The organism is Flexivirga sp. YIM B11880, assembly GCF_058148645.1.
On the sequence record NZ_JBMAMH010000001.1, the window covers coordinates 611042 to 636970 of the forward strand.

Sequence of the window (25929 nt, forward strand, 5' to 3'; positions counted from 1 at the left end):
CTGAATCACCCGTAGGTGTCTCGCGGCCCCCGCCCGTCCCGCACCACCCGTGGTCCCTTCTTCCAGCTGGGGGCGTTGGGACCGACGATCCGCAGCGACCGCACCACGTCCGCACCGACGGCCTGCTCGATGGTGCCGAGCAGCGTGGAGGTCAGCAGGCGCAGCTGGGTCGCCCAGGCCGTGGAGTCGGCCCGGACGGTGAGTTCGCCACCTTCGAACGACACCGCCTTGGAGTGCGCCGCGACGGCCTCGCCGGCGATGTGCGGCCACCGGTCCATCACCGAACCGGCCGCGACGTCCACCTGCCAGCCCCGGTCGACGAGCAACCGGTCGAGCTGGTCGCCGATCGGCGCCGGGTCGCGTCCGTCGTCCCGCGCGCGGCCGGTGCCGAGGTCGGCAGCCGTCCGGCGGCGGCGCGGTGCCGGTGAGCCCGGCCGAAAACCCTTCTCCCGGGCGGCAATCCGAGCGCGGCGGAGCGCTTCACGCACCGCGTCCAGTGGGTCGGGTGCGTCGGTCTCGTCGGGTGGCCGCTCCGTCATACCCTCTGCACCGAGCCCAGTGTCACGCTGAACTGGCTGCCGGTCAGCGACTCGGGCACGTCGTCGTCGACGGCGGCCGTGATGAGCACCTGCTCGCAGTCGGCGACCATCAGCGCGAGCCGGCGGCGCCGGCCCACGTCGAGTTCGGCGAAGACGTCGTCGAGCACGAGCACCGGATCGGTGCCGATGTCGTGCCGCAGCAGCTGAAAGGCCGCGATCCGCAGGGCGAGCGCGAACGACCACGACTCACCGTGGCTGGCGTAACCCTTGGCCGGCAGGTTGCCGAGACGAAGCACCACGTCGTCGCGGTGCGGTCCCACGAGCGTCTGCCCCCGCTCCACCTCGGCGCGATGCTGCTGCTCGAAGCTCTTGGCGAAGCCGGCCTCGAGTTCGGCCACCTCGGGCACTTCGCCGGCGGCGAGCTGGGCGGCGAGTTCGTCGTACAACGAACTCTTGTATGTCGTGCGTGCCTCCGACTGCCCCGCGCTGACCTCGTCATACGCCAGCTGGAGGTAGGGGTGCAGGTCGCGCAGCAGCCGCAGCCGGGCGTAGACCAGGTTGGCGCCGACCGACGCGAGATGGCTGTCCCAGACCGGCAGCGTCGCGAGCGCACCGGCGCGGTCGGGGGCGGTGCGTGCGGTCTTCAGCAGCGCGTTGCGCTGCTTGAGGATCTTGTCGTAGTCGCTGCGCGCGCCGGCCCACCGCGGCTGGCGCGCCACCAGCAGGTCGTCCAGAAACCGGCGGCGCTCGCCGGGGTCGCCCTTGACGAGGGCGAGGTCCTCCGGCGCGAACAGCACCGTTCGCAGTGCCCCGAGGATGTCACGAGGCCGGGTCACCGGCGACTTGCCCAGCCTGGCCCGGTTGGCGCGGCCGGGGTTGATCTCGAGTTCCACCTGTTGCTCGCGACCGTCCCGGACCACGGCACCCCGGACGATCGCCTGCTCCGCTCCGGCCCGGACCAGCGGCGCGTCCTGTGCGACCCGGTGCGACGACAGGGACGCGAGATAGCCGATCGCCTCGACGATGTTGGTCTTGCCCTGACCGTTCAGTCCGACGAAAGTGCTGACGCCGTCGGTGAGTTCGAGGTCAGCGGACTCGTAGGACCGGAAGTCCCGAAGAGTCAGATGCCGCACGAACACACAGCTGAGTCTAGGTTGCCCAGCACCACCGGACGCCCGCGCGACGACGACCAGGTCAGCCGGCGGCGCGAGCGAGCCGCGCCGCCGGCTGACCTGCGAGGAGTCGAAGCAGAGGAATCAGTGGTCGGTGACGATGCCCTTCTCGCCCTTCTTGGTGACGGCGTGGCCACCGAACTCGTTGCGCATTGCCGCGACGGCCTTCATGGCGGGGGAGTCGGTGCCCTGCCGGGAGAAGAAGCGCTGGAAGAGTGAGGCGGAGATGACCGGCATCGGCACGCCGTACTCCACACCTTCCTGGACGGTCCACCGGCCCTCGCCGGAGTCGTTCACGAAGCCCTCGATCCCTTCCAGGCCCGGGTCCTTCTCGAGCGCTGCCGAGATGAGTTCCTGCAGCCAGGAGCGCACGACGGTGCCCCGGGTCCAGGCCTTGAACGCCGCCGGGACGTCCTTGACGATCTCCTTGGCCTCGAGAAGCTCGTAGCCCTCGGCATAGGCCTGCATCATGCCGTACTCGATGCCGTTGTGGACCATCTTCACGTAGTGGCCGGCGCCGACGTCCCCGGCGTGGCAGAAGCTCTCGTCGCGAGGACCCTCGGGACGCAGCGCGTCGAAGATCGGCATCAGCCGCTCGATGTTCGTGTCTGAACCGCCGGCCATCAGCGCGTAGCCGTTTTCCTTGCCCCACACGCCGCCGGAGACACCGCAATCGGCGAATTCGATGCCCTTCTCCGCGAGTTCGGCCTCGTGCCTGGCGTCGTCGGAGAACTTGCTGTTGCCCCCGTCGATGACCAGGTCGCCCTCGTCGAGCAGGCCCTTCAACTCGTCGATGACCGATTGGGTGATCTTGCCTGCGGGCACCATCACCCACACGTTGCGGGGGGCGTCGAGCTTGCTGACGAGCTCCTTGAGGTCCTTGACGTCCGAGACCTGGGGGTTGGTGTCGTAGCCGACCACCTCGTGCCCGGCCGCCTCGATGCGGCCGCGCATGTTGCCGCCCATCTTGCCCAGGCCGATCAAACCGAGTTGCATGCCGCGCCTTTCGTCGATGTATGTCGTACGTCGTGCCCGACGCTACTCCGGAAGCGTGTTGCGGGCTGGCGCCCGCCCCAAGCTTCCTCCGCCTGTGTCGGAAAACTTCAGCGCGCACCTCACGACGCGAAGCGCACCGGCATCAACACGTAGCGGTAGGACTCATCGGCGTCGCCGTCCGCCTCGGCCTGCCCGGACAGCACCGCCGGACTCTTGGGCTGGGTGAACGACATCCGGGCGAACTGCGTGCCGAGCGCACCGAGGCCGTCCAGCAGGAACTGCGGGTTGAACGCGATCTCGATCTCCGGGCCGGTGAGGGTCGACTCCACGGCTTCGGACGCCTGCGCGTCGTCGCCCTGGCCCGCCTCGATGGCCACCTGGCCGTCCGAGAAACGAAGCCGCACAGGGGTGTTGCGCTCGGCGACCAGCGAGACACGCTTGACGGCCTCGCTCAGTGCCGCCGTCTCGATGACCGCGACCGAGTCGACGCTGCTGGGGAAGATGGAGGAGACCTTGGGGTATTCACCGTCCAGCAAGCGGGTGGTCGCCCGGCGCTGGCCGGCCTCGAATCCGACCAGCCCGTCGCCGCCGGCAGCGTTGCCGAGCGCGACCTGCACCGAGCCGGAGGCGCCCAGAGCCTTGGCAGTGTCCAGCAGCGTGCGCGCCGGGATCAGCGCCGTCTGCTCCGCGTCGGCGTCGGTGGGATTCCAGGACAGCTCCCGCAGCGCCAGCCGGTAGCGGTCGGTCGCCAGGAGGCTCAGCTTGTCGCCTTCGATCTGCAGCTTGACGCCGGTGAGGATCGGCAGCGTGTCGCTGCGATCGGCCGCAATGGCGACCTGCGACACGGCCTGCGTGAAGACGTCACCGGGCACCGATCCGGTCGGGTCCGGCGAGGTCGGCAGCGTCGGGTAGTCGGCGGTCGGCATCTGCTGCAAGGAGAAGCGGCTGGACCCGCAGGTGAGCTCGACCTTGTGCTCGTCGGCGGTGATGGTGACCGGCTTGTTCGGCATCGACCGGGAGATCTCGGCGAGCAGCCGGCCGAGCACCAGCACCTGGCCGGGCTCGTCGACCTGCGCGTCGACGGTGACCTTCGCCGACACCTCGTAGTCGAACGCGCTGAGGGTCAGCCCCTCGTTGGTGGCGTCGAGCAGCACGCCGGCCAGCACCGGCACCGGCGGCCGGTTGGACAGGCCGCGGACGGCCCAGGTCACGGCCTCGGCCAGGACATCGCGATCGACGATGAGCTTCACGTACAAACCATCCTTGTTCCTCAAGGCTGCCGTCGGGTATGACGAGGCGCCTTCCGTGGCGGTGCTTCACGCTCGACCTGCGTCCCCCCGCGAGCTGCACGGGACGGTCCGGGCGCACGATGACCCTAGTCGCCGTGTCTCACCGGCCGCTACCGCGGTCTGATGTCTCGGGTCAGCCGTCCGGCTTCGTCCGGTTGGCGGCCACCATGGCGTCATACACCTCGACGAGCGCGCGCCGCTGTGCCGCCGTGAGTGACCGGTCGGCCTTGATCGCTGCGCGCAGGTCCGGCTCGATCGGCTCCTCGTCCTCCACGCGCAGGTCCTCCGGTGACAGCCCGAGCGAGCGGGCGATGTTGTCGAGCACCTGCTCACTGGGCGCACGCAGGCCGTTCTCGATCTGGGACAGATAGGGATTGGAGATGCCGACCATGCTCGCGAGCTGGCGCATCGGGAGCTCGGCCAGCTGTCGCTGCTTGCGGATGAGCTCGCCGAGACTGGACGGGAGATCGTCGATCGGGTCCTTGCCGGGCACGGTCCCAATCTAGTCGCAGCTTCCCGGACCCTTGGCATGCTGCCGTTTTCAGCGCACGATCGTTCTCATCACTGACATCCGAGGAACGAGGGGACCGGCATGACGACCGACAGACGCGAACCGGATCTGATCACCAGGGTGCAGGCCAAGCTCGACCCGCTCGGCTGGACGACCGCCACGGCGACCGCCTTCGGTCACGCCGTGCGCAACCCGGCGCCGATGGCCGTGGCCGGGGTCCGGCTGATGACCGGTCTGGCCACCTTGCCGTTCGCCGCAGCCGGGAAGGCGCTGGCCATGCCGGTGGCGCCACCCGTCGCACCCAACCCGAAGGACCGGCGCTTCGCGGACCCGGCGTGGGAGGAGAACGCCTACTACTTCGCGGTGCGGCAGTTCTACGACCTGGTCTGCCGGTATGTCGACGAGGTGCTCGCGGCCGGCAGCACCGACGACCTCACGGACCTCAAGGCCGCGCTCACCACGCACCTGCTCACCGACGCCGCATCACCGACCAATTTCCTGCCGACCAACCCGGTGGCGCTGCGGACTGTCCTGGAGACCGGCGGCAGGTCGCTGCTCGACGGTGCCAGACTCGCCCTGGCCGACCTGATGGAGCGCAAGGGTATGCCGGAGAAGGTGGACGCCTCCGGTTTCCGGCTCGGCGAGGATCTGGCCGCCACCAAGGGGTCGGTGATCTTCCGCAACGACCTGATCGAGCTCATCCAGTACGCCGCGCAGACGGGGCAGGTGCACGCCATACCGCTGCTCGGCAGCCCGCCGTGGATCAACAAGTACTACGTCATGGACCTGGCGCCCGGACGCAGCCTGGTGGAGTGGGCGGTGCAGCACGGCCGGACGGTTTTCATGATCAGCTATCGCAACCCCGACCGGTCGATGGCCGACGTCACCATGGACCACTATCTCGAGCAGGGCGTGCTGCAGGCGATGGACGTCGTCCAGGAGATCACCGGCAGCGACACGATCGACGTGGTCTCGCTCTGCCTGGGCGGTGCCATGGCGTCGATGGCGGCCGCGCACCTCGCCGCCCGCAACGATCCGCGGCTCGGCTCACTGACCCTGCTCAACACCATGCTCGACTACTCCGAACCGGGCGAGCTGGCGGCCTTCGTCGATCCCGAGTCGCTGGACCGCATCGACGTGCGGATGGGTGAGACCGGCTTCCTGGACGAGGGCGACATGGCGCTGGCGTTCGACCTGCTGCGCGCACGGGACCTGATCTTCCGTTACATCCCCGAGCGCTGGCTGCTCGGCAAGGCGTCGCAGCCGTTCGACATCCTCGCGTGGAACGGTGACGCGACCCGGATGCCGGCCGCGATGCACTCGTCATACCTGCGGTTCTTGTATGGCGAGAACCGGCTGGCCCGCGACGAGATGGAGCTCGCCGGCGAGCGGCTGCACCTCGGGGACGTGCACTCCGACGTCTATGTGGTCGGTGCTGTCAACGACCACATCGTGCCGTGGATGGCGTCATACCAAGCCACCCGGCTGTTCGGCGGCGACGTGCGTTACGTGCTGTCCTCCGGGGGCCACATCGCCGGCGTCGTCAACCCACCGACGCCCAGGGCGTGGTTCGAGGTGCTGCCGGAGGCTACCGGCAATCCGAGCGGCCCCTTGCAGTGGCGCGAGGAGGCGATCCGGCACGAAGGCTCCTGGTGGGAGGACTGGATCGGCTGGTCGGTGGCCCGCGCCGGCGCGCTGGTCGCGGCTCCCAAGAAACCGGGAAATCGGAAGTATCGTCCGCTGGAGGACGCGCCAGGCACCTACGTGCGCCGCTAGTTAGCAAGATGTTGCGATGTTAGCCAATACTTGCTAACCTATGGCCAAGAGGTTCCGGCGCAGCGCCGGCGCCGCAACGAGAGGAATCACCGAGATCATGGCCGCTTCCAAGAACGACCCCGCCGACGCGTTCACTCCCGACTTCGAGGCCGCGGCCGAGCGGGTCCGCGAACTGAACGAGAAGATGATCGATGCCGCCAAGAAGAGTGGCAACCTGACGCTCGACGCCTACGAGAAGACCCTGCAGGGTCTCGTCGAGTTCGAGGAGAAGGCCGCCGGGGCGTCCCAGCTGGACTTCGTCAACGCGCTCGCCAAGGCGCACGCGTCCTTCGTCACCGAGGTCAGCAAGGCGTTCACCTCCGCGGCGCGCGACGCCCTGAAGTGACCGATCACGAGCGGGCTCGCTCTCAGCCCGAACGCTGGATGCAGGCTCCGGTCGATGCAGCGTTCGCGGTCTGGGGCGGCTGGCTCGACTACGCGTCCTCCGCACTGGCGCACTCGCGGCTGACACCGCTGGGCGTCGCGGAGGACGCGTTGCGTTGGTGGGAGGTCGTCGCCGACCGGCGGGAGCCGTCGTGGGCGACCCGGCACCGCATCATGCGCCGCTGGCCCCAGGCGCGACTGCTCGACTTCTCGACGGCCGACCAGGGCACGCCGACGCTCCTCCTGCCGCCGCAGGCCGGGCACGCTTCGACCATCGTGGATTACTCCGCGGCCCAGAGCCAGGTGCGCACCGCACGCCGGGCGGGCTTGGAACACGTCTACGTGCTGTCCTGGAATCCCGCGACGCCGGAGACATCATCGTCCTCCATCGAGGACTACATTGCCATCCTCGACGAGACGGTGCAGCACCTCGGCGGGCGGATTCACCTGGTGGGCGACTGTCAGGGCGGCTGGCTGGCGACGATCTATGCGGCCCTGCGTCCGCACGCTGTCGCGTCGCTCACCGCCGCCGGCGCGCCGATCGACTTCCACGCCGGGCACTCGGCCATCCAGGAGTGGGTGCGCAACCTCAGCGCGCGCGGGGAGATGCGCTTCTACGAAAAGCTTGTCGAGTTCGGCCGGGGCAACCAAATGGGCACCAGCCAGATCATCTGCTTCAAGATGCTCGAGCCGGCCGAGGAGCCGGCCCGGCTCGCGGGGCTCTGGGGGCACATCCACGACGACGCCTACGTGCAGCGCTACACCGACTTCGAGAACTGGTTCGCCTGGGGCCAGGATCTCCCCGGCGCCTTCTACCTGTGGATCGTCCAGCACCTCTTCATCCGCAACGAGCTGGTGCAGCGAAAGTTGCGCGTCGGCGCCGAGATCGTCGACCTCGGCGCGATCTCCTGTCCGGTGTTCATGCTCGCCGGGACGACGGACCACATCACGCCGGTGGAGCAGATGTTCGCGCTCGCGGATCACGTGGCGACACCGCAGGCCGACCAGCAACAGCACCTGGTCGGGGCCGGACATCTGGGCCTCTTCATGGGCCACGCGGCGCTGGACGGTGCCTGGACGGACGTGTTCCGCACGATTGCCGCACTGGACCATCCCCAGCCGTCAATGGCGAAAACGCCATCTTTGTCTCGTCAGTAGTCGTAGTAGCAGGTGTGGAAACTGTGGACAACCAGCGCGTGGCGCACGATTCTCGACATCGGGCCTGTGGACAACCTGCTCGTTTCCGCTGTGGACAGCTGCCGAGGCTGGGGGGCGGACGGCGTTGTCCACAGGTCGTCCGCAGCCCCGGTGTGCGGCCGGGGGAGGTTATCCACAGAATGACGACCCTTGTCAGCAAGGGCTGTGGAGGGCGCCTCGTCGTCGGCGCGCGCAGCCGCTCCCGGCTACCCACACGTTTATCCACAGGATGTGGACGACGCGACGGGCAGCACCGGGTGTGGGCCGGCGGGGGCAGAGTCAGGCTGCCGGTCCCGCGACGGTCCGGACCCGCGCTCGGCATACCGGAGAGAGGTTGTCCACAGATGGTGTGGACAACGTCGTGAGGGGTGGCTTGATCAGGCGGTGGCGCGTCGGATCTGGGTGGTGAGTTCGCTGATCTGTTCGTAGAGGTGCGCCCGCTCGCCCATCAACTGCCGGATCTTGCGGTCGGCGTGCATCACCGTGGTGTGGTCCCGACCCCCGAACTGCTGACCGATCTTGGGCAGCGACAGGTCGGTCAGCTCGCGGCACAGGTACATCGCGATCTGCCGGGCATTGACCAATGTCCGGGATCGCGAGGAGCCGCACAGCTCCTCGACGGACAAACCGAAATACTTGGCGGTCTGCCGCATGATCGCCATCGCGCTGATCTGACCGGAGCCCGAGCTGGGCATCAGATCCTTGAGCACCCGGCCGGCCAGCTCCTCGGTGACCCGTTGGTTGGAGACGGACGCGTAGGCGGTGACCCGGATCAGAGCGCCCTCGAGCTCGCGGATGTTGCTCGGCACCTTGCTGGCGATGAGGCTGAGCACCTCGTCCGGCAGTTTCATCGAGTCGGCGACCGCCTTCTTGCGCAGAATGGCGATGCGCGTCTCCAGGTCCGGCGGTTTGACATCGGTGGTCAGGCCCCACTCGAAGCGCGACCGCATCCGATCCTCCAGCCCGGACAACATCTTCGGCGGCTGGTCCGAGGTGAGCACGATCTGCTTCTCGCTGTTGTGCAGCGCGTTGAAGGTGTGGAAGAACTCCTCCTGGGTGCCGTCCTTGCCCTGCAGGAACTGCACGTCGTCGATGAGCAGCACGTCGACGTTGTCGCGGTAGCGCTTCTGGAAGCTGGACGCCTTGTCGTCACGGATGGAGTTGATGAAGTCGTTGGTGAACTCCTCGGAGTTCACGTAGCGCACGCGCATGTGCGGGTAGTAGTTGCGCACGTAATGACCGATGGCGTGCAGCAGATGCGTCTTGCCCAGACCGCTGTCGCCATACACGAACAACGGGTTGTAGGACCGGGCCGGCGTCTCGGCGACCGCCTGCGCGGCCGCACAAGCGAAGCGGTTGCCGGCACCGATGACGAAGGTCTCGAAGGTGTATTTCGGATTGAGCCGGGCGTCCTGCACCGGTTCGGTGGTCGCCGGTGCCCGATCGCGCGCGGCGGCTGCGGTGAAGAGATCCTCCTCGGCATCGGACAACTCCGGAACGGCCGGACGCTGCGGCTCGTGGACGTCGTCCTCGGCCGGCCGCAGGCTTTCGTCGACGGTGACGGCGAGCCGTATGTCGGCGCCCAGTTGCGCACCGAGGGCGTTGCAGATGGGGTCCTTCAGCGTCGTCTCGACGAACAGTTTCGTGTGATCGAACGGGACCGCCAGCAGCGCCGTGTCCCCGACCAGACCGGCCAGTCTGGCCAGCCGCAGGTAGGCCCGGTCGCGGGCGGGTATGCCGGAGTCCTCGATGCCGAGCATCGCGCCGTGCCACACGTGAGCGAGATCGATGTCCGGTTCGCTCACGACTACTGCGTCCTCCCTGGCAGATGGCGATGGTCACGGTGCGGTGAAAGCAGGCTTTCGACGGACATGCTACGCCGTCGTCCACATGGTTATCCACAGGCTGTGAATGAACGAGGGTACGGCAGCCGTGCAGGGTGCGAACCGACCGGGAAGACGCCGACGCTAACAAGGTGGACGGCTGTCCGGCAAGCGGGTGACGAAGATTTATTTCACTCCTCGGCGTGTCGCGTGGAAATGTCTCGGAAAGGACGGTTTCATGTCCGGTTCGCCATCTGCGGCACCTGGAGGGCTCGGTTTGACCCTGTCTGCCGCGGCCCCGTATCGTGGATCGGAACCATCTTCGCTCGTGCCTGCCTCGACCATTTCGGTTACTTCCGGCAGGTGGGCCTGACCTGTCCTGCCCAGGCGAAGACCCATGACCGAAGCACGACCGGGCCGCCATCGGCTCGCACATTCCGACGGAGACGACAGTGAGCAAGCGCACCTTCCAGCCGAACAACCGCCACCGCGCCAAGACGCACGGATTCCGCCTCCGGATGCGCACCCGCGCCGGCCGCGCCATTCTGTCCGCCCGACGCGGCAAGGGCCGCGCCAAGATCTCGGCCTGAGGGACACCCCGGGGGCCTGGCTGGTCGGGCACGTGTTGCCGACGAAGCATCGACTGCGCGACAGTGCGGATTTCACCGCAGTGTTGCGCAGTCGTCGTTCCGGCCGGGCCGCGGGCAGCCAGCTGGTCGTCACGGTCGCCGCACCCCAGGGCGCTTGCAGTCGGGTCGGCCTGGTTGTGTCGAAGGCCGTGGGCAACTCGGTGGTCCGCAACCGCACCAAGCGCGTGCTGCGTCACGAGATGGCGGCGTTGTTGCCGTCGCTGCCCGGTGACCTCGACATCGTGGTCAGGGCGACTCCCGCGGCCGGCGCGGCGTCCTCCGTCGTTCTGCGGTCCGAGCTGAACCGCGTGCTCGACGTCGCCGTCCAGCGCTGGCGGCGGTGACCCATCGTGTCGCCACGTCACCTGCTCGCCCGCCCGTTGATCTGGCTGGTCCGCCTCTACCAGCTGCTGATCTCCCCGCTTCTCCCGCCGAGCTGCCGGTTCACGCCGTGTTGCTCGACCTACGCGATCACCGCGCTGACCCGCTTCGGGCTCTTTCGAGGTAGCTGGCTGACCGTTCGCCGGTTGGCCCGGTGCCACCCCTGGAACCCTGGCGGCGTCGACCACGTTCCGCCTCTTGTCACCGCGGACGACTCCGGCGCACCTGCGCCGGCGCCGCTCAACTGAAGGACCCGCCATCTACGACTTCTTCGACACGATCCTGTACCCACTCGAATGGTTCGTCGCCTTCGTCATGGTGGGTTTCCACAGGATCTTCACCGCCATCGGCATGCCCGCCGCCAACGGCTGGACCTGGGCGCTGTCCATCGTCGGCCTGGTCATCCTGCTGCGCATCCTGCTGATCCCGCTGTTCGTCAAGCAGATCAAGTCCTCGCGGCGGATGCAGCTGATCCAGCCGGAGATCCAGAAGATCCAGAAGAAGTACAAGGGCAAGAAGGACGCCGAGTCTCGTCAGAAGATGACTGAGGAGACGATGGAGCTCTACAAGAAGACGGGGACCAACCCCTTCTCGTCCTGTATGCCGATCCTGCTGCAGTCACCGTTCTTCTTCGCGCTCTTCCGGGTGCTGGACCGGCTCAAGGACATCGGTCACGGCACGCATCACCCGATCGGTGTGATGACGAAGAGTCTCGCCGCGCAGGCGGAGAGTTCCACGCTCTTCGGCGTGAAGCTGTCGTCGGCATTCCTGCACCCCGCGGATTCGCCGGTGGGCGCGACTCGCATCCTGACGATCCTGTTGATCGTCATCATGTCGGTGACGGTTTTCACCACCCAGCATCAGTTGATGCGCAAGAACATGCCGGCATCCGCGCTGGACAATCCGCTGGCCAAGCAGCAGAAGTACATCATGTACATCATGCCGGTGTTCTTCGCGATCTCCGGCGTGAACTTCCCCATCGGTGTGCTTCTCTACTGGGTGACCACCAACCTGTGGACGATGGGCCAGCAGTTCTACACCATCCGTCGGATGCCGGCTCCCGGCTCGGCCGCCGAGAAGGCGCTGGAGGAGCGCCGGAAGGCCAAGGGCAAGGCGATCACCAAGCTGAGCATCCCGGGGCTGCACACCGCCGAAGACGAGACCGCCGACTCGGCCGCCGTGGAGCTGGCCAAGTCGAAGACACCACCTGGCAGTCCGGGCCTCGTGACCGCGGAGGGCGGCACGGCCGGCAAATCCGGCGGCCAACGCGTGCAGCCCAAACGCAACAAGAAGCGCAAGCGGTAGCGCAGCGCGCGCACGGCACCGGACGGGTTGTTCGGCGCTGCCGGCAGGTCGTCCCGCACGGGATGCCGCCAATTCGATCACTGAGACCAACCGCACCGGGAGTGAAGAATGACTGACGTGACCACCCAGGACGCGCCATCCGAGGACGAGTCGTCCGTCGGGCAGCCGAGCAAGACCGTAGACCTCGACCGTGAGGGCGAGGTGGCCGCCGACTTCCTGGAGACCCTGTTGGACATCGTCGACATGGATGGGGACATCGACGTGGACGTCGACGGAGACCGTGCCTCGGTGTCCATCGTGGACTCCGAAGAGGGCCGCGTGCCACGTCGGCTGGTCGGTCCCAATGGCAAGGTGCTCGACGCGCTGCAGGAGCTGACCAGGCTTGCCGTCCAGGCGGAGACCGGCAACCGCAGCCGGCTCATGCTCGATATCGCCGGCTTTCGCGCCGACCGCCGCGCCGAGCTGGTGAAGCTGGCCGAGGAGGCCGTCGCGTCGGTGAAGGCGAACGGCGAACGCGTCTCGTTGCAGCCGATGTCGGCGTTCGAGCGCAAGGTGGTCCACGACGCGGTGCTGGCCGGTGGGCTCCGATCGGAGTCGGAGGGTGCGGAGCCGCGGCGTTTCGTGGTTGTTCTGCCGGCGGACGACTGAGGCGTTCCACGTGAAACTTGATTCCGGGCAGCACTCCGAGGAGCTGGAGACCGCCGACGTCCCGCCGCCTCCCGCAGCTGCAGACGGAATCTTCGACGGGCGACTGCCCGTCGCGCAGCGGTATGCCGAGATCCTCGCGGGCTCCGGTGTGATTCGGGGCCTGCTCGGCCCGCGGGAAGCGCCGCGACTCTGGGAGCGGCACATCCTCAACTGTGCGGTCATCACCGAGCTGATCGAGGAGAACAGCACCGTCATCGACGTCGGGAGCGGAGCCGGACTGCCCGGACTGGTGATCGCCATCCGGCGGCCGGACCTTCGGGTCACGCTGATCGAGCCGCTGTTGCGGCGTACCCGCTGGCTCGACGAGGTCGTCGAGGAGCTCGAGTTGTCGAACGTCACCGTGTGCCGGGGTCGCGCGGAAGCGTTGTGGGACGAGTTGCCGCCGACGGACGTCGTCACCTCTCGAGCGGTTTCGGCGCTGGAGAATCTGGCAGTGTGGTCCGTCCCGCTGGTGCGCCCGGGCGGCTGGTGGCTGCCGATGAAGGGCGCGTCGGTGGCGGACGAGATCAACGGCTGCCGGGATCTGCTCACCGACGTCGGCATCACCTCGATCGAAATCATCGAATGCGGCGCCGAACTGCTCGACGAGCCGACCACCGTGGCGCGCCTGGGAGTCGGCACGCCCCGACGGCTCCGCCGTTCCAGTGCGAAGAAGGCAGGCGGCGCGAAGCTCGCCCGCCGGACGAAGAGAGGCGAACGGTGACCACCAGCTCATTGCCCACGGGGTGGCTCGGCGCAACCGAGCAGGTAGCCTCGCCGGAGCCGGTGGGCTGGCGCAACGCGGCCCGACTGCACCCCACCGTGCAGCTCGGCCCGCTGCATCCGGTGCCCGCCGGCGCCGCGGAACGACCGAATGTTTCACGGGAAACCACAGCAGCCGCTTCCCGTGAAACAAGCGAGCCGAGCGCCCCGCCTATGCCCTCGTCGCCGCTTGCCGATGAGCTGGTCGACCAGGCCCGGCGCCGAGCCGCCCTGAAGGACGGCACCGTGCCGAAACCGACCGAGCCGCGTGTCCTCACGATTTCGAACCAAAAAGGCGGTGTCGGAAAGACCACGACGACGGTCAATGTCGCAGCGGCACTTGCGCAGTTCGGGATGCGCGTCCTCGTCATCGACATCGACCCGCAAGGCAATGCGAGCACGGCGCTCGGCATTCCCCACCATGCCGAGGTCCCGAGCATCTACGACGTCGTGGTCGATGACCAGGAGCTGGCCGCCGTGCTGCAGCAATGCCCTGACGTCCCCGGCCTCTGGTGCGCACCGGCGACGATCGACCTCGCCGGCGCCGAACTCGAGTTGGTGTCCTTGGTCGCTCGCGAATCCCGGCTGAAGCGGGCCATTGATCACTACCAGGACCATCCCGGAGCCGCCGGCGTCTTCGACTTCATCCTGATCGATTGTCCGCCCAGCCTGGGGCTGCTCACGGTGAATGCCTTCGTGGCGGCGCGCGAGGTGTTCATCCCGATCCAGTGCGAGTACTACGCACTGGAAGGGCTCAGCCAGTTGCTCAAGAACATCGAACTCATCCGGGCGCACCTGAACCCCGAACTGCACGTCTCGACCATCCTGTTGACCATGTATGACGCCCGGACCCGCCTGTCCGCGCAAGTCGCCGACGAGGTCCGCACCCACTTCAGCGATCAGGTGCTCAAGGCGACGATTCCGCGCTCGGTCCGCATCTCCGAAGCACCGAGCCATGGCCAGACGGTCCTGACATACGACCCCTCGAGCAGCGGCGCGCTGTCGTACGCAGAGGCTGCCAAAGAGCTGACCGCGCGTAGCACTACGATGACGCGGTGAGTGAAAAGCGACGCGGACTGGGGCGCGGCCTCGGTGCCCTCATCCCGACAGCACCAGCCCCGTCGACAGGCGCATCCCGTCCGTCCGATGTGTTCTTCCCCGGCGCCACCAGCCCGACGGCGGCTACTGAGGCTTACGGCGACACGCTGCGCGATGGTTTCACGGGAAACACTCACCGCGCCGATCAGGACGGCCCGCACGACGGGAAGTCGGCAGAGGCTTCGGTTCCGGAGCCTCTGGACACCGACGCGTCAGCTGCTGAGGAGTTGCAGGAGGTTCCGGGCGCAACCTTCGCCGAGCTGCCGGTGGACACGATCCGGCCGAACCCGCGCCAGCCGCGCACCGTGTTCGACGAGGACGAGCTGGCCGAGCTGATCCACAGCGTCCGCGAGATCGGCGTGTTGCAGCCGATCGTCGTTCGTCGATTGCCCGCGGAGGACGCGGCGTCTGCGGGCGTCGACTACGAACTCATCATGGGCGAACGCCGTCTGCGCGCGAGCAAGGGCGCGGGCAAGGAGACGATCCCCGCGATCATCCGCAGCACGGACGACGACGCCATGCTGCGCGACGCTCTGCTGGAAAATCTGCACCGTGCGCAGTTGAACCCGCTCGAGGAGGCTGCGGCCTACGGTCAGCTGCTGGACGACTTCCAGTGCACCCACGAGGACCTCGCCGCACGGATCGGCCGGTCCCGTCCCCAGATCAGCAACACGCTGCGCCTGCTCAAGCTGCCGGCCCTGGTCCAGCGGCGCGTCGCGGCCGGCGTCCTCTCGGCCGGCCACGCCCGAGCACTGCTCGGCCTGCCCGACGCCGCCGCCATGGAGCGACTCGCCCAGCGCATCGTCGCCGAAGGGCTGTCGGTCCGCACCACCGAGGAGATTGTCGCGCTCGGCGGAGACCAGGAGAAAGCCACGCGCCGCTCCCCCCGAACTGGCCAGCACCACCCGCAACTGGACACCCTCGCCGCGAGCCTCTCGGACCGACTCGACACCCGCGTGAAGATCGCCCTCGGCAAGACCCGCGGCAAGCTCACCGTCGAGTTCGCCAGCGTCGAGGACCTCAACCGCATCATGGACCAGCTCGGCGTCCACCACGCGGTGGACTGAGTAGCGAAGCTTTGCAGGCGGATTGACTAGCGAACCAGGGAGAAATAGAAACCCGCTGCGCTGCAACGCATTTCGCGCCATCGTGGTTACGATGGCGGGTGGTTGCCTTGTGGGGTGCTGAGTCCGCCGCGTGGCCGGACTCACTCCGCTGCGTTCCGCTAACGCTCCACTTCGCTGCATAGGCCCGGCCCCACGACGAACTCAGCACCCTCGGTGCGCACCTCGTCGTGTGAGCGGATCTGCTGTGGCTCGCAACGTTCAGTTCTCGTCCTGCTCGGCGAGCTGGCACGCACCAACGACAACTGGCACCGCGCGGCACTCACTCGATGCACCACGCGAACATGCCAATGCACGCGATCGCGCCGGCACCAAGCAACAAAGGCGAGGTGAGCGCGAGGCGAGTAGCGAAGGCGACGGGTGTGTCGTCGGGCCCGGCCTATGCAGTGGAACGGAGCGCTAGCGGAGTGCAACGGAGTGAGTCGGGCACGGCGGCACAGCCGCCGCCCCACCAAGGTGACCAGACGACGGCGACAACCAGGCATGGGGAACGAAAAGCGGTGCCCCCGAAAGCGATTCGGGGACACCGCTAGTCAAGCAGTGGCCGTCAGCCGATGAAGGGCTCGAGCTCCTTGACGAGCTTCGGCTTCGGCATGACGCCGACGATGCTCTTGACGACCTCGCCGTTCTGGTAGACGTTGAGCGTCGGGATGCCGGTGATGCCGTACTTCGCGGAGGTGGCCGGGTTGTCGTCGGTGTTGAGCTTCACGACGGTGAGCTTCTCCGCGTTGGCCTCGGCGATCTCGTCGATGATCGGGGCGATCATCTTGCACGGCCCGCACCAGGGCGCCCAGAAGTCCACGAGCACCGGCTTGTCGCTCTTCAGGACGTCTGCCTCGAAGGTGGCGTCGGACGTTTCCTTGGTGTGTGCACCCATGGTGTGTGGGTCCTTTCGTGTTATCGGTTACCGCTGAATTACGTTGTTAATTAAGGAAATTAGCGCACTCAGACGCTGACCGCAGCAGCGGTCTTCGGGTCGTTCGCCGACTCGTGATCGGCCAGGAAGCGCTCGGCGTCGAGTGCCGCCGCGCAGCCGGAGCCGGCGGCGGTGATGGCCTGGCGGTAGGTGTGGTCGACCAAGTCGCCACAGGCGAACACGCCCGGCAGGTTGGTGGCCGTGGTGCCCTGGCCGACGAGCACGTAACCCTCGGCGTCGGTGTCGACCTGGCCGATGATCAGTTCGTTGCGGGGCAGGTGCCCGATGGCGACGAAGACGGCGGACGTGTCGACGTCGCGGGTCGCACCGGTCTGGGTGTCCTCGAGCGTGATGGAGCTGACCTTCGGGTTGCCGTGGATGCCGACCACCTGGCTGTTCCAGGCGAAGTCGATCTTGTCGTTGGCGAGTGCGCGATCGGCCATGATCTTGGAGGCGCGCAGCTCGTCGCGGCGGTGGACGATGGTGACCTTCTTGGCGAAGCGCGTGAGGAACGTCGCCTCCTCGATCGCGGAGTCGCCGCCGCCGACGACCATGATGTCCTGGTCGCGGAAGAACGCTCCGTCGCACGTCGCGCACCAGGAGACCCCGTGCCCGGAGAGGCGCTTTTCGTCCTCCAGGCCGAGTTCGCGGTATGCCGACCCCATCGCCAGGATGACCGCGGTCGCCTCGTGGACGTTGCCCTCGCCGTCGGTGACCCGCTTGACCGGACCGGTCAGGTCAACCGCGGTGACGTCGTCACGGACCAGGTCTGCGCCGAAGCGCTCGGCCTGCTCGCGCATCTGCATCATCAGCGCCGGGCCCATGATGCCGTCGGCGAAGCCCGGGTAGTTCTCCACCTCGGTGGTGTTCATCAGCGCGCCACCCGCGGTGACCGAACCCTCGAAGACCAGCGGATGCAGGTTCGCGCGGGCGGCATACACGGCGGCGGTGTATCCGGCCGGACCAGAGCCGATGATGATCAGGTTGCGCTCGCTCACGGCAACTCCCTCCTTCGTCGGGAGTGGCCGTTCGCCCTGAATTCGATTGGTCGCTCGCTGCGCTCGCTCACGGAATCTTCCTTGGGGTCGGGTGACAACTGCCCTGCCGGCATGCAGCAGCGCACGCCTTGCACAACAGATCGTAGGCGGCGGATGTTCCGCGTCCCGAAGAGACTCTCAGACGGTGCGCGGGGCGGCATAGGGCTGGTCGCCCTTGCTGCAGGTCGCGGAGACCGCGAAGGCCGTCTGCTTGCCCGCGTTGGTCACCACGACGATCACTGCCGGTTTGCCCTCGAAGGTGGCCAGGTCGACCTTGATGCTCGAGGGGTTGTCGAGCAGCGTGCCGCCGATCGAGCGGGCGCAGGCGAGCAGTGCGCGCGGCTTGGTGATCGACCCGAACTCGGTCACCACCGAGGGATTCGGGCTGCTGCTGGCGGACCTGGTCGCCATACTGGCGGCCTGCGCGTTGAACGACGCCGGTGTGTAGTTGGTGCCGGTCGTCTCGACCTGCATGCGGCCGGCCAACTGGTCTCCGCTGACCGAGGTGTGCGCGGTCACCGAGGGCAGCGCCGACGTGGGGGCGTTGTTCTGGGTCAGCGACCGGACGCCGACGACCGCGACCGCGGCGACCGCCGCCGCTGCGACCAGGCCGCCGACCGCCTGCATCCAGCGGCGCCCGGCCGGCTTGCCGACGCCGGGGCGTCCGGTGCGGGTGAGCGGTGTGACGGTGCTGTGCTCGTTCCCCGACCTGCCGCGCTGCTCCTCTGCCAGAGCAGCGGTGATCCGGTCGGTCACGTTCTGCGGCATCGGACCCGGATCGGGCAACGACCGCAGCAGGTCACGCATGCCTGTCGGGTCGTTCTCGAAAGCATCGCTCTCGACGTCCTCGGGAGGTGTCGTCACGGCTTTCCTCCAATCGGTTCAGCAGCTGAGACGACGAATGCACGGTCGGGGTTCCGGCTCTCCGAGCGGAAAGTCGGTTGTGGGGACACCAACATCAGTCGCGGGTATGACGAGTCACGGACGCAGCCGGTTCCATGGGCCATCAGGTGCCGCCGACGTAACCGTCACCGTGCTTGTCGCGCAGCAGTGCGGCGAGCGCGGACCGGCCTCGAGCGCACCGCGACTTGATGGTGCCCTCGGCGACACCGAGCACCTCCGCCGCCTCGGCGACGGGCAGACCCTGCATGTCGACCAGGGTCAGTGCCAGCCGCTGACCCTCCGGGATCTTCCCGAGCGCCTCCTGCACGTCCAGCCGGACGACCGTGCTGGAATGCGCGTCGTGCCGATCGGCGAGGTCGTACTCGGGAAGCTCCGAGGTCGGCTTGATCCGGCGCAACCGGTCCAGGCAGGCATTGACGATGATGCGGTGCAGCCAGGTCGTCACCTGGGCGTCACCGCGGAACGAGTCGGCCCGGCGGAACGCCGAGATGAAGCCGTCCTGCACCGCGTCGGCCGCGATCTCCGGGTCGCGGGTGGTGCGCAGCGCGACCGCCCACATCCGGTCCTTGTGCCGCCGGAACAGCTCACCGAACGCGTCCGGATCGCCGGCACAGTGCGCCGAGAGCAGCTCACGGTCGGTGTATTGGGCGAGCTGGGTCACGGGAACACCTTGACCTCGTTGATGCGCTCCTGGAACGACCCGTCGGACTGCTTGCTCAGCGAGGTCACCCACAGGGTGATGTAGCGCGCCTGCACCCCGTGCAGGTCGGCGGTCTGTGCGCCGCTGCCCTTCAGGGTGGTCTCCGGTTGCCGGGTGCTCACCGGCTGGATGGTGTCACTGACGAAGAACTCGATGTTCGATGCGCCGCCCGAGGTCGTGATCTTCAGGTCTTTCACCGTCTTCACGCTGCCGAGGTCGATCAGCAGGCCGGTGCCGCCGCCGCGTCCGCCCAGGTCGGCGGAGGCGTACTGGGCGGTGTTCCAGTAGGTGTCCGGGTTGCCGTCGGTGGCGTTCTTGGCCAGCGCGTTGTTCTCACCGCCGTTGATCCCGTATGACGTGATGCGGTTGATCGTGAGCGGCGTCGCTGTCGGCCGCGGTCGTGCGGAGGTGCTGGTGCCCGACGCCGACGAGGAAGCCGTCGACCGGGTCGGCGACGCAGCGGTCGTGGACTGCGGCGAGCCGGACGACCGGCCGATGCCGCGCAGCCCGATGCCGGCGAAGATCACCGCGATGATCACGAGCAGCACCACCAGGGCCAGCGCCAGCCGGCTGCTGCGGTGGTCCGGCTCGAAGTGGCCGCCGAGGCCCGGCACGGGTGGCTCCAGCTCGGTGAACGTCGGGTCGTAGTCGTCGTCGAGATCGTCCGGCGGCGGCGCGGCCGCGGTGCGCTCGCGCGCCTTGATCAGGTCCGAGTGGGAGATCTGCGCGGTCTCGTCGCCGTCCGGGATGGTGCTGGTGGCGGCCCGCGGCAGGGCCGTCTTCGCCGGCAGTTCCGTGGTGGGGTCCGCCGACCCCGTGCCGGGCGCATCGGCCTTCGACGGCCGCACGACCTGCGTGCGGTCGCCACCCGGGACGGCCCGCAGTGTCGCGCCCGACCGACCGTCGGCGGCGGTGTTGCGCCGGGCCCCGCCGGTCACCCGCTCGGAGGACCACGGTGCCAACTGACGCGCGAGTTCGCCCGGCGTGCGCGGCCCTTCGCCGGCGTTCAGCGTGGTGCGGCACAACGCGTCGAGGTCGCCCGGCACGCCGGACACGAGTTCGCTCGGCGCCGGCAACTCACCGTCGGCGCGTCGAGCCACGTCCCGCAGCCCCGGCACCGCCTGGTCGCCGGGCCAGAACCCGGTCAGTCCGGCATACACGATCTGGACCAGGGCAACGGTGTCGGCGCGCGAGGCGTCCTCGGAGGACAGCTCGTCGGCGCCGGCCAGCGCGGCGTCCGTGGGCAGGCCGAGCACCGAGACGGCTCCGTCCGGCGAGCAGACGATGTCGTGCGGGGTGAGCTGCAGATGGTGCAGACCGCGGGCGGCGGCCGCCCCGAGGCCGCTCGCCGATTCACCGACCAGCCGGCGGACCTCCTCAGCGGGTAACGGGTCGAACTGCAGCATCGCGGCGATGGACTCCGCGCCGTGCAGCGCCTCGGAGATGACGTATGCCGTGCCGTTCTCGGTGCCGACGTCCAGCACGCGGGGCAGGTGGTGGTCCTCCACGCCGGCGGCGCGCCGGGCGCTGTCGAGGGCCGCCTCGGCATGGACGAAGTCGGCCGGGAAGATGGTCGCGGTGACCTCGCGGTCCAGGGTGGCGTCGGTCGCGATCCACAGCTCCTGATCGGGCCGCCCCGCGAGCTTGCGGGTCAGCGTGTAGCGCTGTGCCAGCACGGTGTTCTCGCCGATGGCTTGCACTGACTCGGTGCTCCCTGTTCGCCGTGACGGTCACCGCTGCTGCGCGGCACCGATGGTCGAGGACGGTGCAGCAGGCACCGACACACCGCCACATACTAGGAGGCTGCGGCTGGTCACTCCGCGCGGACACGCGCCAGGTCGGCCGATCAGCGGCCCACTAGCCGTCGGGCACCGCCCAGTTTGCTGCCCACGGCGTCCATGAGCTCCTCGACTTCCTTGACGTGCAGGCGCCGAGAGAAGACGACATACAAGGCCGCGAAGACCACCGCGGTCGGGACGAGGATGATCAGGTTCGTCGCTCGCGAGTCGGTGCCGACCGCCGCGCTGAGCAGGAAACGAACGACGAGCGCAACGACCACCGCGAAGATCGAGGCGACGATCAGCCGGGCCCACGTCTGCATGACGCCGACCATCCGCAGCTGCGGCAGCCGCTTCCGGCGCAGCGACCGGAAGCCGATGGTGGCTTCGACGAAGTAGGCGATCGAGCCGGCCAGGCAGACCCCGAATCCGATCCAAGCATTCGGCAACAGCAGACAAGGCAACGCGAGAGCGGCGGTGATGATCGTGCACCACACCTGCATGACGAACGGTGTGCGCGCGTCCTCGTAGGCGAAGAACGCGCGCTGCACGACGACACAGACCGTGAACGGCACGAGCCCGAGGAGCAGTGCGATGCTCTGCCGCTCGACCGCCGTTGCGAACGGCGGGTAGAAGAAGCCGGCCAGCGGACCGGCGATCGCCAGCATGCCGATCGTCGCCGGAATCGTGGCCACCGCGGACAGCCGCAGGGAGAGGGCGGAGTCATCGGTGACGGCCTGTGTCCGTCCTTCGTGTGCCGCGCGCGACATCCTGGTGAACAGCACGGTGATCAGACTGAGCGTCACCAGCGAGTGCGGCAGCATGAAGAAGAGGAAGGCGTTGGTCTGGGCCTGGCTGGCCGACGGCACCTTGTTGAGGATGTTGCTCGTGACCAACAGGCCGGCCTGCTGCACGATGACCGCGGCGAAGGCCCAGCCCGCCACTGTCGAGGTACTGCGCAGGCCCACGCCCCGGAAGGAGAAGTTCGGTCGCCAGGTGTATCCGGAGCGACGCAACGGAATGATCAGCACCACAGCCTGGGCGACAATGCCAAGTGTCGTGGAGCCGCCGAGCACCAGGATCATCGGGGTGGTCCAACGGGCTGGCTCGGTGAGGTGATGTGGATAGGCCGCCAGCAGCCAGATGAGTCCCGCGATCGCGAACACGTTCGCGAGGACCGGTGACCACATCGGAGCACCGAATCTGCTCCGGGCATTGAGAATCTCGCCGAGCATCGTGTAGAGGCCGTAGAAGAACAGCTGCGGCATGCACAACAGGCTGAAGATGATGCCGAGCCGCCAGGTGGCCCCCGTGGCATCGAGGAAGAACACCTTGAAGATCAGCGGCGACGCCGCGGTCAGAATCAGCGTGGCGCCGAGCAGGATCGACATCGCCAACGTCAGGACTCGGTCGGTATAGGCCTGCCCCCCGTCCTCGTGTTTGAGGGCCCGAGTGATCTGCGGGACGAGTACCGCGTTGATGACGCCGCCGGCGAGCAGCAGATAGATCATGTTGGGCAGCTTGTTCGCGGTGTCCCAGACGTTGCCGGCCACGTCGTAAATGACCACGCCGAGCAAGATCGTGCGGACGAAACCCAGAGCTCGTGAGGTGAGCGTGCCGAGAGCGAGTATGGCGCTCGCCCGGCCGATGCCGCCCTCTGCGGCGACCACCGGCTCCGCCGCCGGAGCGGCATACGGGATCGCCTCGGGGTCCTCGCCGCGCGCGATCGCGTCCTTGCGCGCCCGCACGACGTCGGCGTCCGGCAACGGCAGGTAACCGGAGTCCTCGCCGATCCATGACGAGTACAGCGCCCCCAGACTGGCGCCGCCGTCCGCTGCACCCTGGGGGACGAGCGGCCGGGCACCGGACTCGGCATACAGCTGCCCCAGGCTGGGCCGGCTCTCGTCAGTCATCGGTCTCCCGCGGTCTTGTCGTCGGTCGGCTGCTGAGTGGTCGGGCCGGCGTCGACGATGGCTTCGTTCGGCGTCGGTTGCCCGGCCGGCGCGGGCCCCGAGGCGGTCCGGGGGCCACGGCGTACGGCGCGCCACAGGCCGATCACCAGGATCAGCGCCGCGAGAGCGCCCAGAACCCACATGATCCACCCGGACGTGGGATGAACGTTGATCTTCAGCTGCGACGGCGCGCCGAGCGGCCCGAGGGGGGCGCCGTTCGGCGCGTGCAGCATGGCGTCGACCGGCACGGTGCCGCCGCCCACGGCCTTGATGTGGAACCGTGCGGTGGCGTGGGCGCCGGCCTCGATGTCGATCGTCTTCTCGTCGTCGGTGACCTGGACCAGATATTTGCGCGGCTGCAGGTGCAGCAGGACGCCGTGCACCGGCCGCGCCAGCTGGTTGGAGATCGTGACGCTGATGTCTCCGGAATCGGCGAAGAAGTTGATGGTGGACGACCGGATCGACAGCTTCGCCAGCATCGCCGACACCGCCGCGTCGTCCCGGTCCGCGACCGACTCCAGCTTGGCGGCGGCACCGCGCCACCGGGCGGAGCCGATGATGTCCAGCGCCCGGACGCGTTGCGGCAGCACCTCGTCACCGCCGACCATCACGCTCTGCAGCGCGGCCAGCCGGTCGCGGGACAGGTCCAGGTCGCGCAGTTCGCCGGTGCTGACCGCCTTGCCGGCGGCCGTCGGGTAGGGAGCGCCCGCGCGTGGCGTGCCGAGCACCGTGGTCGCCGTCGCCTTGGTGAGCGCAGTCCCGGTCTGGGCGCCGGTCCGCAACGTGACCCAGGCGGCGGCCTGCAGGGCAGTGACCTGGGCGGCCAGCTGGGTCGGGTCGGCGGCACCGGTCCGCGGAGCGACCAGGGCCAGGGACCGTGGTGTGCCGGGTGACTGCTGGTAGACGGCGAGCAGTTGGGTGAGCAGCCGGCCCGCCTGGGTCCCCGGCGAGGTGGACGGAGCGCTGAAGATCCGGGAGAGGCGCTCGTCATACGTGAGGACACCGGAGGTGCTCGACAACCGGTGCGTCGCGCCCGAGGCGGACACCGGGAGGCCGCGATCGGGCAGCAGGGCGATCGCGCGGTTGCCGTGAGCCGCCAGTTGCGTTGCCGAGGAAGTGACGACCGACCCCGGTGCGTCACCGATCGGCCAGACGACTCGGACGGCGCCCGCCTTGCGCACCGCCTGGGGAAGCGGACGGGTGAGGTCGCGGGCCAGCAGCGCCCGGCCCCGTGGGCCGGCCGCCTGCAGGGCAGCGAGGTCCGGGTCGTCGGCCGGGAGCCACCACACCGAGTGAGCGCGCTGGAGATTGGCGATCCGATCGGTCAGGCTGTCGACGGCGGCGGTGATCCGGCCGGACGGTGTGGTCGGCGGGGCGGTGCTGCTGCTCGTGGACGACGACGGCTCCGAGGCGCCGGACGACTCCGGCGAGGTCGAGCCGCCGGTGCCGGTGCCACCGCTGGTGGCGCCGCTCGTGGTCGAGTCCGGGGCCGTGGTGGCCGGCGCAGCAGCGCCGGTGCTCGTCGGCGTGGGCGAGGACGGAGTGCCGGAACCGGTGCTGCCGCTCGCCGAGCCGGTGCCGGGGCTGCCCGACGACGAGGTCGGGCTGGGTGTGGGCGCCGGCACGTTGTCGTCCGCGGCCGCGGGTGGGTCGATCAACTCCGGATCGACGGCGAAGACGACCGGCATACCGGCGAAGGCGTCGAGCGTCTGCTGCACGGTCGACTCCGGCCCGACCGCACGCTCCCACGCTGCCGCGCGCGCGGCACCCGCCGGACCGAAGAGGTCCGGGTCGGCCGGCAGGGTCAGCGGTATGACGACGCTCAGCTGCAGCGGTGACCGGACGGTGGTGTTCTGCTGGTGCAGCGTGCTGCGCGCCGTCCCGCGGATGGCCGACGCTGCCGCCGACCGTCCGTCGGTGACGGTGATCGAGAGGGGCAGCGAGGCCAGGCCGTAGGAGAATTTCAGCTTCGTGCCGGGAATGGTGACGGCGAAGGACGTCGTGCTGCCCGGGGCGACCGGAGCCGTGCTGCCGGTGGCGACCTGGGTGACCGGCACGTCGAGCTTGCCCGACATCCAGTCCTCCGCGGTGGATCGCGTGTCGAGCAGCTGGGTGCTGTTGAGCAGGACGTGCACCACCGGGTCGTTGATCGTGGCCGAACCGGTGTTGGTGATGGTGCCGGAGACGACGACCGGCTGACCGGAAGCGGAGACCTCGGGGACGTTGGCGTCCAGGGAGATGCGCGCCGAGGTCGAGTTGTCGGCGGCCACCGCGCGGGACGTGCCGAAGGGCAGGAGGCAGAGCGCCAGGGTGAGCAGCGCCGTGCACGCGGCTGCGAGATGCCTACGCCGACGGCGCCAGGTGCTGCCAGGCGGTCTGGACGATGCGTCGCTCATTGGGAAAGGTCAGCTTCCGCTGCACCCGGTCCAGGCGGAACCAGCGTGCGTCGACGGCCTCGTGGTCGGGGTCGCCGTCGATGCTGATCTCGCCACCGAGTGCCTCCAACATGTAGTGATGGACCCGCTTGTGGATGCGTAGTTGCGGGGTGCTGAACCAATAGTCGATCGTGCCGAGGGTGAGCAGGGCACGTCCGATGATGCCTGTTTCCTCCCTGACTTCGCGAACCGCGGTCTCGACGAGCGTCTCGCCCGGCTCGACGTGGCCCTTGGGCAGACACCACTCCAGCCGGCCGGCGCGGTTGTGCCGGGCGATGAGCGCGATCCACGCGAAGCCACCGGCCACGTCGATGATGACGCCGCCGGCCGAGGTCTCCTCCACCGCAGGCAGCCGCCGCAGGGGGCGGTCGGCGCGCGGCGGATAGAGCGTCATCTCAACACTGTAAACCGCCTCCGCGCGGGCACCGGGCCGATCTGTCGATTCATCGGCGGGCGGGCGGCCGGTTCATGGCCGTGGTCGGTGGGTGTCGCTGCT

25 protein-coding genes are annotated in these 25929 nt (G+C 68.5%); 11 read left to right on the forward strand and 14 right to left on the reverse strand.

What is annotated here, in order from left to right; translation table 11 throughout:
* Positions 1-5: 5 nt before the first annotated feature.
* The 5 genes from ACN8HC_RS02915 to ACN8HC_RS02935 all read right to left on the reverse strand — a co-directional run bounded on the left by ACN8HC_RS02915 (position 6) and on the right by ACN8HC_RS02935 (position 4489).
* Positions 6-539 (reverse strand): DciA family protein, encoded by a 534-nt coding sequence (locus ACN8HC_RS02915; protein WP_490073364.1) that lies wholly within the window; start codon positions 537-539, stop codon positions 6-8.
* Positions 536-1678, reverse strand: a complete 1143-nt coding sequence (gene recF, locus ACN8HC_RS02920) for a DNA replication/repair protein RecF (protein WP_490073365.1) — start codon at positions 1676-1678, stop codon at positions 536-538. Before recF ends, ACN8HC_RS02915 begins: the two co-directional genes overlap by 4 nt.
* A gap of 117 nt (positions 1679-1795) precedes the next feature.
* Positions 1796-2725, reverse strand: a complete 930-nt coding sequence (gnd, locus tag ACN8HC_RS02925; RefSeq protein WP_490073684.1) for a phosphogluconate dehydrogenase (NAD(+)-dependent, decarboxylating) — start codon at positions 2723-2725, stop codon at positions 1796-1798.
* A 101-nt stretch (positions 2726-2826) separates the two neighbouring features.
* Positions 2827-3957 carry a DNA polymerase III subunit beta gene (gene dnaN, locus ACN8HC_RS02930; protein WP_490073366.1) on the reverse strand — a complete coding sequence of 377 codons (1131 nt, stop codon included), beginning with the start codon at positions 3955-3957 and terminating at the stop codon, positions 2827-2829.
* 172 nt (positions 3958-4129) lie between these two features.
* Positions 4130-4489: a helix-turn-helix domain-containing protein gene (locus ACN8HC_RS02935; protein WP_490073367.1), complete on the reverse strand. Its 360-nt coding sequence runs from the start codon at positions 4487-4489 to the stop codon at positions 4130-4132.
* Positions 4490-4588: 99 nt separating this feature from the next.
* On the opposite strand from ACN8HC_RS02935, the gene ACN8HC_RS02940 reads away from it, so the two are divergent.
* The 3 genes from ACN8HC_RS02940 to ACN8HC_RS02950 all read left to right on the forward strand — a co-directional run bounded on the left by ACN8HC_RS02940 (position 4589) and on the right by ACN8HC_RS02950 (position 7864).
* A complete protein-coding gene (locus ACN8HC_RS02940) occupies positions 4589-6283 on the forward strand; it encodes a PHA/PHB synthase family protein (protein WP_490073368.1) in 1695 nt (564 codons plus the stop codon).
* Positions 6284-6380: 97 nt separating this feature from the next.
* Entirely contained in the window at positions 6381-6668 is a 288-nt protein-coding gene (locus ACN8HC_RS02945; RefSeq protein ID WP_490073369.1) for a hypothetical protein, read from the forward strand.
* Positions 6665-7864 carry an alpha/beta fold hydrolase gene (locus ACN8HC_RS02950; RefSeq protein WP_490073370.1) on the forward strand — a complete coding sequence of 400 codons (1200 nt, stop codon included), beginning with the start codon at positions 6665-6667 and terminating at the stop codon, positions 7862-7864. The genes ACN8HC_RS02945 and ACN8HC_RS02950 overlap by 4 nt, the downstream gene beginning before the upstream one ends.
* A gap of 416 nt (positions 7865-8280) precedes the next feature.
* Here ACN8HC_RS02950 and dnaA read toward each other — a convergent pair whose 3' ends face one another.
* Positions 8281-9708 carry a chromosomal replication initiator protein DnaA gene (gene dnaA, locus ACN8HC_RS02955; RefSeq protein WP_490073371.1) on the reverse strand — a complete coding sequence of 476 codons (1428 nt, stop codon included), beginning with the start codon at positions 9706-9708 and terminating at the stop codon, positions 8281-8283.
* Between the two features lie 470 nt (positions 9709-10178).
* On the opposite strand from dnaA, the gene rpmH reads away from it, so the two are divergent.
* The 8 genes from rpmH to ACN8HC_RS02995 all read left to right on the forward strand — a co-directional run bounded on the left by rpmH (position 10179) and on the right by ACN8HC_RS02995 (position 15655).
* Complete coding sequence (gene rpmH, locus ACN8HC_RS02960; protein ID WP_183322113.1) at positions 10179-10316, forward strand: 50S ribosomal protein L34; 138 nt, start codon at positions 10179-10181, stop codon at positions 10314-10316.
* Positions 10317-10348: 32 nt separating this feature from the next.
* Positions 10349-10699, forward strand: a complete 351-nt coding sequence (gene rnpA / locus ACN8HC_RS02965) for a ribonuclease P protein component (protein ID WP_490073372.1) — start codon at positions 10349-10351, stop codon at positions 10697-10699.
* Between the two features lie 6 nt (positions 10700-10705).
* Complete coding sequence (yidD, locus tag ACN8HC_RS02970; protein ID WP_490073373.1) at positions 10706-10984, forward strand: membrane protein insertion efficiency factor YidD; 279 nt, start codon at positions 10706-10708, stop codon at positions 10982-10984.
* Positions 10985-10994: 10 nt separating this feature from the next.
* Positions 10995-12041, forward strand: a complete 1047-nt coding sequence (gene yidC, locus ACN8HC_RS02975) for a membrane protein insertase YidC (protein ID WP_490073685.1) — start codon at positions 10995-10997, stop codon at positions 12039-12041.
* A gap of 108 nt (positions 12042-12149) precedes the next feature.
* Positions 12150-12689 (forward strand): Jag family protein, encoded by a 540-nt coding sequence (locus tag ACN8HC_RS02980; RefSeq protein WP_490073374.1) that lies wholly within the window; start codon positions 12150-12152, stop codon positions 12687-12689.
* 10 nt (positions 12690-12699) lie between these two features.
* Positions 12700-13452 carry a 16S rRNA (guanine(527)-N(7))-methyltransferase RsmG gene (gene rsmG, locus ACN8HC_RS02985; protein ID WP_490073375.1) on the forward strand — a complete coding sequence of 251 codons (753 nt, stop codon included), beginning with the start codon at positions 12700-12702 and terminating at the stop codon, positions 13450-13452.
* Between the two features lie 212 nt (positions 13453-13664).
* A complete protein-coding gene (locus ACN8HC_RS02990) occupies positions 13665-14549 on the forward strand; it encodes a ParA family protein (RefSeq protein ID WP_490073686.1) in 885 nt (294 codons plus the stop codon).
* The gene (locus ACN8HC_RS02995; protein WP_490073376.1) at positions 14546-15655 is read left to right on the forward strand and encodes a ParB/RepB/Spo0J family partition protein; all 1110 of its coding nucleotides are present in this window, start codon (positions 14546-14548) and stop codon (positions 15653-15655) included. The genes ACN8HC_RS02990 and ACN8HC_RS02995 overlap by 4 nt, the downstream gene beginning before the upstream one ends.
* A gap of 604 nt (positions 15656-16259) precedes the next feature.
* Here ACN8HC_RS02995 and trxA read toward each other — a convergent pair.
* From trxA to ACN8HC_RS03035, 8 genes are all read right to left on the reverse strand, one after another.
* On the reverse strand, positions 16260-16589 hold the full coding sequence (trxA, locus tag ACN8HC_RS03000; RefSeq protein WP_490073377.1) for a thioredoxin: 330 nt from the start codon (positions 16587-16589) through the stop codon (positions 16260-16262).
* A 68-nt stretch (positions 16590-16657) separates the two neighbouring features.
* A complete protein-coding gene (trxB, locus tag ACN8HC_RS03005) occupies positions 16658-17626 on the reverse strand; it encodes a thioredoxin-disulfide reductase (RefSeq protein ID WP_490073378.1) in 969 nt (322 codons plus the stop codon).
* Positions 17627-17803: 177 nt separating this feature from the next.
* Positions 17804-18529 (reverse strand): hypothetical protein, encoded by a 726-nt coding sequence (locus ACN8HC_RS03010; RefSeq protein ID WP_490073379.1) that lies wholly within the window; start codon positions 18527-18529, stop codon positions 17804-17806.
* A 142-nt stretch (positions 18530-18671) separates the two neighbouring features.
* Complete coding sequence (gene sigM / locus ACN8HC_RS03015) at positions 18672-19229, reverse strand: RNA polymerase sigma factor SigM (RefSeq protein WP_490073380.1); 558 nt, start codon at positions 19227-19229, stop codon at positions 18672-18674.
* On the reverse strand, positions 19226-20968 hold the full coding sequence (locus tag ACN8HC_RS03020) for a discoidin domain-containing protein (RefSeq protein WP_490073381.1): 1743 nt from the start codon (positions 20966-20968) through the stop codon (positions 19226-19228). Before ACN8HC_RS03020 ends, sigM begins: the two co-directional genes overlap by 4 nt.
* 146 nt (positions 20969-21114) lie before the next feature.
* Positions 21115-22959 carry a murein biosynthesis integral membrane protein MurJ gene (gene murJ, locus ACN8HC_RS03025; protein WP_490073382.1) on the reverse strand — a complete coding sequence of 615 codons (1845 nt, stop codon included), beginning with the start codon at positions 22957-22959 and terminating at the stop codon, positions 21115-21117.
* A complete protein-coding gene (locus ACN8HC_RS03030; protein ID WP_490073383.1) occupies positions 22956-25394 on the reverse strand; it encodes a DUF6049 family protein in 2439 nt (812 codons plus the stop codon). Before ACN8HC_RS03030 ends, murJ begins: the two co-directional genes overlap by 4 nt.
* The gene (locus tag ACN8HC_RS03035) at positions 25342-25827 is read right to left on the reverse strand and encodes an NUDIX hydrolase (protein WP_490073384.1); all 486 of its coding nucleotides are present in this window, start codon (positions 25825-25827) and stop codon (positions 25342-25344) included. Before ACN8HC_RS03035 ends, ACN8HC_RS03030 begins: the two co-directional genes overlap by 53 nt.
* Positions 25828-25929: the final 102 nt, after the last annotated feature.

Bases quoted from the DNA above. Each gene is read 5' to 3' on its own strand.
- ACN8HC_RS02940 (WP_490073368.1), top strand. From the start codon at position 4,589: ATGACGACCGACAGACGCGAACCGGATCTGATCACCAGGGTGCAGGCC.
- ACN8HC_RS02990 (WP_490073686.1), top strand. From the start codon at position 13,665: ATGCCCTCGTCGCCGCTTGCCGATGAGCTGGTCGACCAGGCCCGGCGC.
- ACN8HC_RS03030 (WP_490073383.1), bottom strand. From the start codon at position 25,394: ATGAGCGACGCATCGTCCAGACCGCCTGGCAGCACCTGGCGCCGTCGG.
- ACN8HC_RS02945 (WP_490073369.1), top strand. From the start codon at position 6,381: ATGGCCGCTTCCAAGAACGACCCCGCCGACGCGTTCACTCCCGACTTC.
- ACN8HC_RS02915 (WP_490073364.1), bottom strand. From the start codon at position 539: ATGACGGAGCGGCCACCCGACGAGACCGACGCACCCGACCCACTGGAC.
- ACN8HC_RS03035 (WP_490073384.1), bottom strand. From the start codon at position 25,827: ATGACGCTCTATCCGCCGCGCGCCGACCGCCCCCTGCGGCGGCTGCCT.
- trxA (WP_490073377.1), bottom strand. From the start codon at position 16,589: ATGGGTGCACACACCAAGGAAACGTCCGACGCCACCTTCGAGGCAGAC.
- ACN8HC_RS02980 (WP_490073374.1), top strand. From the start codon at position 12,150: ATGACTGACGTGACCACCCAGGACGCGCCATCCGAGGACGAGTCGTCC.
- murJ (WP_490073382.1), bottom strand. From the start codon at position 22,959: ATGACTGACGAGAGCCGGCCCAGCCTGGGGCAGCTGTATGCCGAGTCC.